The sequence below is a fragment of the Phycicoccus sp. Soil748 genome, from assembly GCF_001428025.1.
Classification (GTDB): Bacteria; Actinomycetota; Actinomycetes; order Actinomycetales; family Dermatophilaceae; genus Pedococcus.
On sequence record NZ_LMSC01000012.1, the window covers coordinates 210,841 to 223,461 of the forward strand.

Annotated in this window: 12 protein-coding genes; 7 read left to right on the forward strand and 5 right to left on the reverse strand. The window is 71.9% G+C overall.

Annotation, left to right across the window (positions count from 1 at the left end):
* Both ASG70_RS17245 and ASG70_RS17250 read left to right on the forward strand, forming a co-directional pair.
* Complete coding sequence (locus ASG70_RS17245) at positions 1-561, forward strand: adenine phosphoribosyltransferase (protein WP_056885064.1); 561 nt, start codon at positions 1-3, stop codon at positions 559-561.
* A gap of 32 nt (positions 562-593) precedes the next feature.
* Positions 594-2,900 (forward strand): bifunctional (p)ppGpp synthetase/guanosine-3',5'-bis(diphosphate) 3'-pyrophosphohydrolase, encoded by a 2,307-nt coding sequence (locus tag ASG70_RS17250; RefSeq protein ID WP_056885065.1) that lies wholly within the window; start codon positions 594-596, stop codon positions 2,898-2,900.
* Positions 2,901-3,057: 157 nt separating this feature from the next.
* Here ASG70_RS17250 and ASG70_RS17255 read toward each other — a convergent pair whose 3' ends face one another.
* Genes ASG70_RS17255 through ASG70_RS17270 form a run of 4 tightly spaced genes read right to left on the reverse strand, consistent with a single transcriptional unit; the run spans position 3,058 to position 6,673 of the window.
* Positions 3,058-3,486, reverse strand: coding sequence for a hypothetical protein (locus ASG70_RS17255; protein ID WP_056885066.1), 429 nt, complete (start codon positions 3,484-3,486; stop codon positions 3,058-3,060).
* A gap of 2 nt (positions 3,487-3,488) precedes the next feature.
* Entirely contained in the window at positions 3,489-4,115 is a 627-nt protein-coding gene (locus ASG70_RS17260; RefSeq protein WP_056885067.1) for an FMN-binding negative transcriptional regulator, read from the reverse strand.
* A 10-nt stretch (positions 4,116-4,125) separates the two neighbouring features.
* Positions 4,126-5,859 carry a DUF349 domain-containing protein gene (locus tag ASG70_RS17265; RefSeq protein ID WP_235531562.1) on the reverse strand — a complete coding sequence of 578 codons (1,734 nt, stop codon included), beginning with the start codon at positions 5,857-5,859 and terminating at the stop codon, positions 4,126-4,128.
* A gap of 1 nt (position 5,860) precedes the next feature.
* Positions 5,861-6,673: a peptidylprolyl isomerase gene (locus tag ASG70_RS17270; protein ID WP_056885068.1), complete on the reverse strand. Its 813-nt coding sequence runs from the start codon at positions 6,671-6,673 to the stop codon at positions 5,861-5,863.
* Positions 6,674-6,717: 44 nt separating this feature from the next.
* Here ASG70_RS17270 and ASG70_RS17275 point away from each other — a divergent pair, with 44 nt between their 5' ends.
* The 3 genes from ASG70_RS17275 to ASG70_RS17285 are packed head-to-tail and all read left to right on the forward strand — an operon-like array spanning position 6,718 to position 10,067.
* Complete coding sequence (locus ASG70_RS17275) at positions 6,718-7,419, forward strand: MBL fold metallo-hydrolase (RefSeq protein WP_056885069.1); 702 nt, start codon at positions 6,718-6,720, stop codon at positions 7,417-7,419.
* Complete coding sequence (gene hisS, locus ASG70_RS17280) at positions 7,416-8,765, forward strand: histidine--tRNA ligase (RefSeq protein WP_082590969.1); 1,350 nt, start codon at positions 7,416-7,418, stop codon at positions 8,763-8,765. The genes ASG70_RS17275 and hisS overlap by 4 nt, the downstream gene beginning before the upstream one ends.
* A gap of 3 nt (positions 8,766-8,768) precedes the next feature.
* Entirely contained in the window at positions 8,769-10,067 is a 1,299-nt protein-coding gene (locus tag ASG70_RS17285) for a 4-alpha-glucanotransferase (RefSeq protein WP_082590970.1), read from the forward strand.
* On the opposite strand, the gene ASG70_RS17290 is transcribed toward ASG70_RS17285, so the two are convergent.
* Entirely contained in the window at positions 10,041-10,649 is a 609-nt protein-coding gene (locus ASG70_RS17290; protein WP_056885071.1) for a hypothetical protein, read from the reverse strand. The genes ASG70_RS17285 and ASG70_RS17290 overlap by 27 nt on opposite strands.
* On the opposite strand from ASG70_RS17290, the gene xerD reads away from it, so the two are divergent.
* Positions 10,648-11,598 carry a site-specific tyrosine recombinase XerD gene (xerD, locus tag ASG70_RS17295; RefSeq protein WP_056885072.1) on the forward strand — a complete coding sequence of 317 codons (951 nt, stop codon included), beginning with the start codon at positions 10,648-10,650 and terminating at the stop codon, positions 11,596-11,598. The two genes, ASG70_RS17290 and xerD, sit on opposite strands and share 2 nt — an antisense overlap.
* Positions 11,599-11,803: 205 nt before the next feature.
* Positions 11,804-12,619, forward strand: a complete 816-nt coding sequence (locus tag ASG70_RS17300; protein ID WP_056885342.1) for a ParA family protein — start codon at positions 11,804-11,806, stop codon at positions 12,617-12,619.
* The last annotated feature ends 2 nt before the right edge of the window (positions 12,620-12,621 follow it).

Below are 12,621 nucleotides of genomic sequence, written 5' to 3' on the forward strand. Positions count from 1 at the left end.
ATGACCCAGGCCGTGCCCGAGTCGCTGCCCGGCCCGCTCGTCGAGCTCCTCGAGAGCCGGCTGCGCGACATCCCGGACTTCCCGAGCCCGGGTGTGGTGTTCAAGGACGTCACGCCGCTGCTCGCCGACGGCAAGGCCTTCGGCGCGGTCGTCGCCGACATGGCCGACCGTCGGCGGGGGAGCATCGACCTGGTCGTCGGCATCGAGGCGCGGGGCTTCATCTTCGGGGCGGCGCTGGCCCAGCACCTGGGCATCGGCTTCGTGCCGGTGCGCAAGGCGGGCAAGCTCCCCGGGCGCACCCGCGGTGTCTCCTACGACCTCGAGTACGGCAGCGCGACCATCGAGATCCACGAGGACTCCTTCGTCGGCGGCGAGCGGGTCCTGGTCGTCGACGACGTCCTGGCCACCGGCGGCACGGCCGAGGCGGCGTGCCGCCTGCTCGAGGACGGAGGGGCCGAGGTGGTCGCCTTCGAGGCCCCGATCGAGCTCGAGTTCCTCCATGGTCGCGACCGCCTGAAGGGGCGCGACGTGCACACCACGCTGGTCGTCCGGGGCGGCTGATCCGGGGCCCCCGGATCACGTAGGCTCAGTCCATGAGCGAGGACGTCGTCACCGGCACGGTGGGGCAGAGCACGTCCTCCTCCAACCGGGTCCGCGCGCGCCTCGCCCGGTTCGGCAGCCGCGGGGCGCCGACCAACCCGGTGCTCGAACCGCTCCTCCAGACGGTGCGTGCCACCCATCCCAAGGCCGACCTCACCGTCATCGAGCGGGCCTACGTCGTCGCCGAGGAGGCCCACCGGGGCCAGAAGCGCAAGTCCGGCGACGCCTACATCACCCACCCGCTGGCCGTCACCACGATCCTCGCCGAGCTCGGCATGACCCCGGCGACGCTGGCGGCGGCGCTGCTGCACGACACCGTCGAGGACACCTCCTACAGCCTCACCCAGCTGGAGAAGGACTTCGGCCGTGAGGTCGCGATGCTCGTCGACGGCGTCACCAAGCTCGACAAGGTGACCTACGGCGACGCCGCCCAGGCCGAGACCGTGCGCAAGATGGTCGTGGCCATGGCCCGCGACATCCGCGTCCTGGTGATCAAGCTCGCCGACCGGCTCCACAACGCCCGCACCTGGCGCTACGTCTCCGTCGAGTCGGCCCAGCGCAAGGCCCGCGAGACCCTCGAGATCTACGCACCGCTGGCCCACCGGCTCGGCATGAACACCATCAAGTGGGAGCTGGAGGACCTGTCCTTCGCGACCCTCTACCCCAAGGTGTACGACGAGATCGTCCGGCTGGTGGCCGAGCGGGCGCCGGCGCGGGAGGAGTTCCTCTCGGGTGTCCGCGAGCAGGTGAGCGAGGACCTCAAGACCGCGAAGATCAAGGCGACGGTCACCGGCCGCCCCAAGCACTACTACTCCGTCTACCAGAAGATGATCGTGCGCGGTCGCGACTTCGAGGACATCTACGACCTCGTCGCGGTGCGGGTCCTCGTCGACTCGGTGCGCGACTGCTACGCGGCGCTCGGTGCGCTGCACGCGCGGTGGAACCCCCTGCCCGGGCGGTTCAAGGACTACATCGCGATGCCGAAGTTCAACATGTACCAGTCGCTGCACACGACGGTCATCGGGCCCGAGGGCAAGGCCGTCGAGATCCAGATCCGCACGCACACCATGCACCGCCGGGCCGAGTACGGCGTCGCCGCCCACTGGAAGTACAAGGAGGACGGGACCGCCCCCGCCTCCGGTGCCAAGGACGGCGAGACCGGCCCCATCAACGACATGGCGTGGCTGCGCCAGCTGCTCGACTGGCAGAAGGAGACCGCCGACCCGGGCGAGTTCCTCGACTCGCTGCGGTTCGAGATCAACGCCCGCGAGGTCTACGTCTTCACGCCCAAGGGCGAGGTCGTGGCGCTGCCTGCCGGGGCGACCCCCGTCGACTTCGCCTACGCCGTGCACACCGAGGTCGGCCACCACTGCATCGGCGGGCGCGTCAACGGCCGGCTCGTGCCGCTGGAGTCGACCCTCGAGAACGGCGACGTCGTCGAGGTGCTCACCTCCAAGGCCGACGGCGCCGGTCCCTCACGCGACTGGCTGACCTTCGTCAAGTCACCGCGGGCCCGCAACAAGATCAAGCAGTGGTTCTCCAAGGAACGCCGCGAGGAGGCCATCGAGACCGGCAAGGACGCCATCGCCAAGGCGATGCGCAAGGAGGGCCTGCCGCTGCAGCGCCTCCTCACCGTCGAGACCCTCACCGGGCTCGCGTCCGAGCTGCGCTACCAGGACATCGACGCCCTGTATGCCGCCGTCGGCGAGGGCCACGTGTCGGCCCAGCACGTCGTGGGCCGGCTCGTGGTCTCCCTCGGCGGCGAGGAGGGCGCCTCCGAGGACCTCGCCGAGGCCACCACACCGACGCGGTCCATGCGCCGGCGCTCGGGCGACCCGGGGGTGGTGGTCGTCGGGACGGCAGACGTGTGGGTCAAGCTCGCCCGCTGCTGCACCCCGGTCCCCGGTGACCCCATCATGGGGTTCATCACCCGCGGCAACGGCGTCTCGGTGCACCGCACCGACTGCACCAATGCGGAGTCCCTTCTCTCGCAACCGGATCGGATGATCGAGGTGGAATGGGCGCCGTCGTCGGCGTCGGTGTTCCTCGTGCAGCTGCAGGTCGAGGCGCTCGACCGCAACCGGCTGCTCTCGGACGTCACGCGGGTGCTGTCCGACCAGCACGTCAACATCCTGTCGGCGTCGGTGCAGACGTCACGCGACCGGGTGGCGATCAGCAAGTTCACGTTCGAGATGGGGGACCCGAGCCACCTCGAGCACGTGATGAAGGCGGTGCGCAAGATCGACGGCGTCTTCGACGTCTACCGCATCACCGGTACCAAGGCTTCTGCAAAGGCCTGAGGTCGTCCTTCGCTTGAGGCCGTTCCTTCTCGTCCCGGCGTCTACGTCTCGCCGTCGGGCGGTGGTGTGGCCCTTGGGCCTGTCCATCCGCACTCCGCTTGGCTCCGCGCTCCCGCCAGGCCCGCCACGCCCCTGCGGGCCACGCCACCGCCCTCCTTCAGTGCTGCTGGGCCCAGTTGAGCAAGGCCCCTGCGGTCGCCACCAAGGCTCCTGCCGCTCGCACCTTGTCTGCGAGCAGGAGGCGGTGGATGGCCTGTGGGGTCTTGCCGTCGCGGCCCAGGTGGGCGTGGGTGGGGGCTGCCACGAAGGCGGTCGTCGCGAAGGTGACGGTGGTCCCGAGCAGCGCGAGGAGCAGGCCTGGGGTCATCGGGGTGGTGAGCAGGGCCCAGGTCCCGGTCGCCAGCAGGGCGCCGTACGTCGCCACGACGAGCGGGACGATGGCTCGGGAGTGGGCGTCGTGGGCTGGTGACCAGGCGTCTGCGGGGACGCGGGACAGGGCGGGGTACACCAGCACGGTCACGGTGAGCTGGAAGCCGAGGTGCAGGGTGGCGGCCGCGAGCAGCGCGGTCGCGGCGGGGTCGGCCACCGTCAGCCGCGCAGGTCGGGCTGCATCAGCTCGGCGACCTGGTGGGCCGCGGGAGACAGCTCGGTACGCAGGCCCTCGACCACGCCGGCGCGGTCCTGCTCGGACCGGTTCTGGCTCAGCTTGGCCTTGCCCTCGACCCGCTCCACCACGAGCTCGACGCCGACGATCCCGCGCAGCTGCCCGTCGACGTACGCGTCGGGTGCATCCGTGACCGCCCACGGGTGTTCGCGAGCGCCCTCGTGGGCGTCGGTGAGGGCGGTGACCAGGTCACGCAGCCAGTCGACGTCGTCGTGCACCCGCACCCGGCCGGTCAGGTGGACGGTCGTGTAGTTCCAGGTCGGCACGACGCGGCCGTGCTCCGCCTTGGACGCGTACCAGGAGGGCGACACGTAGGCCTGCGGGCCACCGACGACCAGCAGGCCGGGGGAGCCCGCCGTGATGGACCGCCAGTGCTGGTTCGCCCGCGCGAAGTGTGCCCTGACGGTGTCGCCGGTCCAGAGCACCGGGAGCCGGGTCGCCGCCGGGTACCCGTCGGGACCGACGGTCACCAGCTCGCCGGCACCGGCCTCCGCGACCATCCGGCGGACGGCGTCCTCGTCGTCCACCCGGTTGAAGGCCGGTGCGTACACGGGTGACCGGTCAGCCGCTGAACTCGTCGAGGTTGCCGCGAGCCTGGGCGAGCCACTGCTCCTGCGCCTCGAGCTTGTTCCGCGCGTCCTTGAGCTTCTTGTCGTTGCCGGAGGCCTCGGCCTTCTCGACGTCGGCACGCAGGGACGCGACCGAGGACTCGAGCTGGTCGACCATGCTCTGGGCGCGCGCGGCCACCTCGGGGTTGGTCTTGTGCCAGCGCTTCTCGTCGGCGTCACGGACGGCCTGCTCGATGCGGCGCATGGCCTTCTCCATGCGGTCGACGTCGCCTCGCGGGACCTTGCCGGCGGCCTCCCAGCGGTCCTGGATGCCGCGCAGCGACGCCTTGGCTGCGTCGAGGTCGGTGACGGGCAGGATCGCCTCGGCCTCCTTGAGGATCTCCTCCTTCACAGCGAGGTTGCCACGGAACTCCTCGTCCTCCTTGGCCGCCTCGGCGTCCTTGGCGGTGAAGAAGGCGTCCTGGGCGGCCTTGAACCGCTCCCACAGCGCGTCGTCGTCCGATCGCGAGGCCCGACCGGCCTGGCGCCAGCGGTCCATCAGTCGTTTGAAGGCGCCGGCGGTGGCGCCCCAGTCGGTGCTGGTGGCCAGGGCCTCGGCCTCGGTGACGAGCGCCTGCTTGGCGGCCTTCGCCTCGCCCTGCGTGGTCTCGAGCTGGGCGAAGTGGACCCGGCGGGCCTTGTCGAAGGAGTTGCGGGCCTGGCTGAACCGCTGCCACAGGGCGCCCTCGGTCTCGCGGTCGAGGCGGGCGCCACTGCGCTGGTGCTTCTTCCACTCCTCGAGCAGCTCACGCATCCGGGCGCCGCTGGTCTTCCACTGGATCTTGTTCTCGGGCTGGCCGGCGATCTTCTCGGCCTCCGCGACGATCGCCTCGCGCTCGGTGGCGGCAGCGGCGCGCGCGGCGCTGCGCTCGGCGTTCTCCGTCTTCTTGCGCTCCTCGACCGCCGTCGCGATGTCGGCGATCTTGGCCTCGAGGGCGGCGAGGTCGCCGACGACGTTGGCCTCGGCAGCGTGTTCACGCACCTTCGCCAGCCCCTCGGCGGCGTCCTTGGCGGACAGGTCCGTGGTGGTCAGGCGCTGGTGCAGCAGGTCCGCGGAGGCGAACAGCTCGTCGTACTTGCGGGCGAAGTAGTGCAGTGCCTCGTCGGGCGTGGCGCCCGGGTAGGCGCCGACCTCGCGCTCCTCGTCGCCGACCTTGACGAAGACGGTGCCGTCGTCGGCCACCCGTCCGAAGGACTCGGCCGGCGGGCCGCTCGGCGGCGCCGCGGTCAGGGTGGGAAGCGGGTGGGCGACCTTGCGCACCGCCGCGGGGGACGGGACCGTCGCAGGCTTGGGCACCGGTCGCGGCCGCGGGCTGGGCGTCGGCGCAGCCGCGGGCGCTGCCTCCTCGGCCGCCGCCACGGGCGTCTCCTCGACAGGGGCGGGCGCTGCCTCCTGGACAGCAGCTGGCGCCGACTCCTCGACCGCGGGCGCTGCCTCAGCCGCGGGGGCCTCCGGCTCGTCGGCTGGTGCCTCCGGCTCGTCGGCTGGTGCCTCTGGCTCGGCGGCTGGTGCCTCGCCGTTGGTGGGGCCCTGCTCGGCCTCCGGAACCTCGGCTGCTGGTGCCTCGGCGGCGCTGGGCTCCGGGTCGGTGGCCGTGGGCTCCGGCGCGTCGGCCACGGCGGTGGCCTCGGTCGGGGCGCCGTCCTGCGGCTCGGTGGGGTCTGCCGGGGGCGTCTGCTCGGTCACGTCAGGCCTTCTTCTCGGTCACAGCAACCTTGAGGATGCTGATGGGTGCAGCCGGGGCGCCATCGGTGGCACCACCACTCACACCTGCTGCGGCGATCTTCTCGACAATATCCATTCCACCGGTCACCGTGCCGAAGATGGAGTACCCCTCGGGCACACTGCTGAGGTCGGTGTCCTTGTAGACCAGGAAGAACTGGTCGGCGTTCGACTTCGGGTCGCTGGTGCGCGCCATCGCCAGGGAGCCGGCAGGGTACTGGCCGTTCTTGGGCGCGTTCTCGATGCCGTAGGAGTAGCCCGGGCCGGTGCCGGTCCCGCCGAGCGGGTCGCCGCACTGGAGCACGTAGATGCCCTGCGTGGTCAGGCGGTGGCACGGGGCGTCGTCGAAGTAGCTGCTCTTCGCCAGGGCGACGAACGAGGCGACGGTCTGGGGAGCCTTCGCGCCGTCGAGCTGCAGGGTGATGTCGCCGCAGTTGGTGGTGAGGACGGCGGTGAACGTCTTGCCCGCGGCGGTCGCCTTGTCGGGGAGTCCCTGCGTCTTGATCGTCGTGGGGCGCGGCGGGGGAGCGGTGCACCCTGCGACCGAGGAGGAGGCGGTCGTGGACGGGGTCGTCGTCGCGCTCGGTGAGGCTGCGGGGGAGTCGTCACCGCCGAGCTTGGTGGCCAGGACGACGAACGCCAGGACGACGACCAGCACCGCGGCCACGACGGCGAAGGCCTGTCGGTTCCTGGCGGCATCGCGCTCGCGTTGCGCCGCGCGGGCGTCCAGCTTTTCCTGGCGTCGACGCGCCCTGGCTCGTTCCTGCTCCTTGGTCACGCGCGCCAGTCTAGGCAGGCAGCCCGGTCGCTAGGCTGCCGCCCGTGCTGACCGTCGCCTTTCCCGCCGCCGCCTTCGACACGAACTGCTACGTCCTGGCCCCGGCAGCGGGGGAGGAGTGCGTCATCGTCGACCCCGGGATCGGTGTGGAGGAGACGTTGCGCGCCGTGCTCACCGAGCACCGGCTGCGCCCGGCCGCCGTCCTGCTCACCCACGGCCACATCGACCACGTCTACTCGGTGACGCCGGTCTGCGGCGCCGACACGGCGGCGTACATCCACGAGGAGGACCGCTACCGCCTCGTGGACCTGCTGGCCCACGCCAACCCCGGTCTCGTCGGGATGCTCGAGCAGCAGTTCGGGGCCAAGGCCACGTGGACCGAGCCGAGCAACGTCGTGGAGATCCGTGACCGCACCCGGCTCGACCTCGCAGGCCTGTCGCTGGAGGCGCTGCACGCGCCCGGGCACACCGAGGGCTCGGTCATGTTCGCGGTCGACGCAGTGCCGGACGGGGTGGCCGACCAGGTCGACGTGGACCGTACTGTCCTCAGCGGCGACGTCCTCTTCGCCGGGTCGATCGGCCGCACCGACCTGCCCGGTGGCGACCCGGCGGCCATGGACCGGAGCCTGCGCGACGTCGTGCTGCCCCTGCCGGACACCACGCTCGTCCTCCCGGGGCACTACGGGGCCACCACGATGGAGCGCGAGCGGGCGACCAACCCCTACCTGCAAGGATTGGGCGCGTGAAGATCACGCCGATCAGCGGTTTCCCCGAGTACCTGCCCGCCGAGCGGATCGTCGAGCAGCACTTCCTCGACATCATCCGCGAGACCTTCGAGCTGCACGGGTTCCCCTCGATCGAGACCCGGGCCGTCGAACCCGTCGACCGGCTGCTCGGCAAGGGCGGCGACGCCGACAAGGAGATCTACGGCGTGACCCGGCTGGCCGGCGAGGAGACCACCGACGCCGAGCTGGGCCTGCACTTCGACCTCACCGTGCCGTTCGCGCGGTACGTCCTCGAAAATGCCGGCCACCTCGCCTTCCCGTTCCGCCGGCACCAGGTCCAGAAGGTGTGGCGCGGCGAGCGGCCGCAGGAGGGCCGCTACCGCGAGTTCACCCAGGCCGACATCGACGTCGTCGACGTGGGGGAGCTGGCGCCGCACTTCGAGGCCGAGATCCCGCTCGTCATGGCCGAGGTGTTCGCCAAACTGCCGATCGGCCGGATGGTCATCCAGGTCAACAACCGCAAGATCCCCGAGGGCTTCTACCTCGGGATCGGCGTCACCGACGTCATCGGGACGCTGCGCATCGTCGACAAGCTCGACAAGATCGGGCCGGCCAAGGTCGCCGACCTCCTCGTCGAGTCGGGCCTCACGCGCGAGCAGGCCGACCGGTGCCTCGCGCTCGCGGCGATCCGCACCGAGGACCTGTCGTTCGTCGAGCGCGTCCGCGAGCTCGGCGTCGAGCACCCGACCCTCGACGAGGGCTTGGAGGCGCTGACCCGCGTCATCGACACCGGTATGGCGAACGCCCCCGGAGCGCTCGTCGCCGACCTGCGCATCGCCCGCGGCCTCGACTACTACACCGGCACGGTCTACGAGACCCAGCTCGTCGGCCACGAGTCGTGGGGGTCGTTCTGCTCCGGGGGCCGCTACGACTCGCTCGCGTCCGACGGCAGGACGACCTACCCCGGGGTCGGCATCTCCATCGGCGTCTCCCGGCTCCTCGGCCTCCTGCTCGGCCACAAGATGCTCAGCGCCAGCCGCTCGACGCCGGCCTGCGTCCTGGTCGCCGTCAACGACGAGGACAGTCGGCCCACCTCGACGCGCGTGGCGACCGCCCTGCGCGCCCGCGGCATACCGTGCGAGGTCGCGCCCAAGCCGGCCAAGTTCGGCAAGCAGATCCGGTACGCCGAGCGGCGGGGGATGCCGTACGTCTGGTTCCCCGGCGCGGGCGAGCCCGCCGACGGCAGCGCCACGGGCCCCGACCAGGTCAAGGACATCCGCTCCGGCGAGCAGGTCGACGCCGACGCCTCGGTGTGGACGCCACCTGCCGAGGACCTGCACCCCCAGATCCTGCGCGCGGAGGCCTGACCCATGGACACGACCGGCACGAGCCCCACGGCCCCGACCCCTGAGGGCCCCGACGGGACCCACCCGCTGACCGCCGCGCGCGCCAGCGGTGTGCAGCTGCACATCACCTCGCTGCCCGGCGGACGCCTCGGCGAGCCGGCGCGTGACTTCGTCGACTGGCTCGCCGAGGCCGGCCAGTCGGTCTGGCAGGTGCTGCCCGTCTCCGTGCCCGACCAGCACCGCTCGCCCTACAAGTCGCCGTCCGCGTTCGCCGCCTCCGCGGCGCTGCTGGAGGAGCCGGACGCCCCAGTGAGCCAGGCGGAGCTGGACGCCTTCGCCCAGCGGGAGGCCTACTGGGTCGACTCGTGGACGAGCTTCGGCGGCGACCTCGCCGACCAGGTGCGTTTCGACCGTGAGTGGTCGGCCCTGCGCGCCCACGCCCACGAGCGGGGCATCCAGATCCTCGGGGACGTCCCCATCTACGTCGCGCCCGACGGTGCTGACGAGCGCGCGTGGCCGCAGTTCTTCCGTGACGACGCGGTCGCCGGCTGCCCGCCGGACGCGTATGCCGCGACCGGCCAGCTGTGGGGCAACCCGCTCTACCGCTGGGACGTACTGGCGCAGGACGGCTACCGCTGGTGGGTCGAGCGGCTGCGGCGGACGTTCGCGCTGTTCGACCTGGTGCGGGTCGACCACTTCCGCGGCTTCGCGGCGTACTGGGCGATCCCGGCCGGTGACGAGACGGCGCTCGGTGGACAGTGGGAGACCGGGCCCGGTCGCGCCGTGTTCGACGCCGCGCGCGAGGCGCTCGGGACGCTGCCGGTGCTGGCCGAGGACCTCGGCGACATCGACCAGCCGGTCATCGACCTGCGCAAGGCCCTGGGTTTCCCCGGCATGGCGGTGCTGCAGTTCGGGTTCGAGCCGGCCTACGAGTACAACACCCACGACCTGGCCAACCTCGCGCCCGACCAAGTGGTCTACACCGGCACCCACGACAACGACACCGTCGCCGGCTGGTGGGCCGAGCTGCCCGAGCACCGCCGTGAGCTCGTCCGCGTCGCCTGGCGCGAGCAGGGCGTCGCCGCCGACGGCGACGCCGAGCCCGGCTGGGCGATGGTCGAGCTGGCGCTGGGTACGCCGTGCGGCCTGGCCATGATGCAGGCGCAGGACGTGCTCGGGCTGGGCTCGTCGGCCCGGATGAACGCCCCCGGCATCGAGGGCGGCTGGTCCTGGCAGCTGGAGCCCGGTGCCCTCACCGCCGAGCACGCCGCCCGGCTGCGCGAGCTGACCGAGTCCTCAGGCCGCGGGCGGGTGCAGGCCTGAGTCGCGCAGCTCCAGCAGCGCCAGCGCCCTGATCGTCGGCGCCTCGCCGCGCCGCCAGGCGCCGGTGGGGTCGGGGGAGATGGCGGCGAGCTTGCGCATCGGCTGGCGGGCCATGGCGCGCAGGGCGAACAGGTCGAGGTCGGCCGCCTCGTCGATGAAGCGCTGGGCTGCCGTGGCCCGGCGCACGAAGCGCCCCCGCAGGAACAGCCAGATGAGCCCGACGATGAGGATGGGCACCAGGGCGGTGACCCACCCGAGCACGTTCGCCAGCCGGGTCACGGCGTCGACCAGGTCGCTCCCCGCCTGCTGGATGGTGGTGCCGGCGGTGCCTGCCTTCCGGAACGGCGTGGCGATCTGGTCGCCGACCAGCGGCACGTCGCGCACGGCGTCGCCGGCTCCGTTCATCTGCTGACGGAAGCCCGAGCCGGCGTCCTGCAGCTGGTGACCCGGCGCCGCGAGCTCCATCGTCGTGTCGTGGACCAGCCGCCCGACCCAGGCCCACAGGCAGACCCAGGCCACCAGGCCGAGGTCGGCGAGGATCTGGAGGGTGCGGCGGCCCGGCAGGTCTGCGTAGAGCTTCATGCCGCCTACACTCCCATCCGTGCCACCGACCAGCGCGATGGAGCGTGCCGTCCGCAGCTGGCTGGCCCACCTCGACGTCGAGCGCGGCGTCGCCGCCAACACGCTCACGTCCTACCGTCGCGACCTCGGCCGCTACACCGAGTACCTCGCCGGGCGCGGGGTGCTGGAACCGGCGGAGGTGACGCAGGCCCACGTCGCCGACTTCCTGGCCACCCTGCGCGAGGGGAGCGCCGACCACCCGCCGCTCGCGGCGTCGTCGACCGCGCGGACCCTCGCGGCCGTCCGCGGGCTCCATCGCTTCCTGGCCCTCGAGGGTGAGGTGCGCACTGACCCCGCCAGTGCGGTCAGCCCACCGAAGCCACCGGCCCGGCTGCCCAAGGCGATCGCCGTCGACGAGGTCGAGCGGCTCCTGGAGGCCGCCAGCGTCGGCGACACACCGGCGTCACTGCGCGACCGCGCGCTGCTCGAGGTGCTGTACGGCGCGGGCGCCCGCATCTCCGAGGCCATCGGTCTCGACATCGACGACATCGACACCGGCGAGGGCGTGGTGCGGCTCTTCGGCAAGGGCAGCAAGGAGCGCGTCGTCCCGCTGGGCTCGTACGCCGCCGAGGCCGTCGGCGCCTACCTCGTCCGGGGACGTCCCGCCTTCGCCGCCAAGGGGCGGGGGACGCCCGCCGTCTTCCTCAACCAGCGCGGAGGCAGGCTCTCCCGGCAGTCCGCCTGGGCGGTGCTCAAGGCGGCGGCGGAGCGGGCCGACCTGACCGCCCACGTCTCGCCGCACACCCTGCGGCACTCCTTCGCGACGCACCTGCTCGACGGCGGCGCGGACGTGCGCGTCGTGCAGGAGCTGCTCGGCCACGCCTCGGTCACGACGACCCAGATCTACACGCTGGTCACGGTGCAGAGGCTACGTGAGGTCTACGCCCAGAGCCACCCCCGTGCCCGCTGATAGGGTCGTCCCGATCAGCGCGAGGCTGACCGTCGAACGCCAACTCACCGGGAGTGAAACGCCTGTGGAACCTGAGGTGACCACGCAGTCGCAACCGTCCGCCCAGGGCACCCCGGAGACGTCCAGCAGCACCGAGCGCGACCACGCGCGGCTGCCCGGCACGGAGACGGTGGGTCCCGGCCTGCTCGGCCCGACCGGTCGTGCCATGCCGGACTTCCCCGACCCCGCACCCCTGCCCAGCCACGGTCCTGCGCGCATCATCGCCATGTGCAACCAGAAGGGTGGCGTCGGCAAGACGACGACCACCATCAACCTGGGTGCCGCCCTCGCCGAGGTGGGTCGCCGGGTGCTGCTCGTCGACTTCGACCCCCAGGGTGCGCTGTCGGTGGGCCTCGGCGTCCGTGCCAACGAGCTCGACGTCACCATCTACAACCTGCTCGTCGAGCGCGGGCACGACGTCCGTGACGTCATCCAGACGACCGCCACCCACAACCTCGACGTCATCCCGGCCAACATCGACCTGTCGGCCGCCGAGGTGCAGCTGGTCGGGGAGGTCGCCCGCGAGCAGATCCTCGCCCGGGTCCTGCGCCCGGTCATGGACGACTACGACGTCATCCTCATCGACTGCCAGCCCTCGCTGGGCCTGCTCACGGTCAACGCCCTCACCGCGGCGCACGGCGTGATCATCCCGCTGGAGTGCGAGTTCTTCGCCATGCGCGGGGTCGCCCTGCTCGTCGAGACGATCGACAAGATCACCGACCGCCTCAACCCGCGCCTGCAGGTCGACGGCATCCTCGCGACGATGTACGACTCGCGCACCCTGCACAGCAAGGAGGTCGTGCGCAGCGTCGTCGACCACTTCGGCGACCAGGTGTTCCACACGGTCATCAGCCGGACGGTCAAGTTCCCCGACGCCACGCTCGCCGCCGAGCCGATCACCACCTACGCGTCCACGCACGGCGCCGCCGCGTCGTACCGGCAGCTGGCCCGAGAGCTGATTGCCCGTGGTGGGGCGGCCTGACG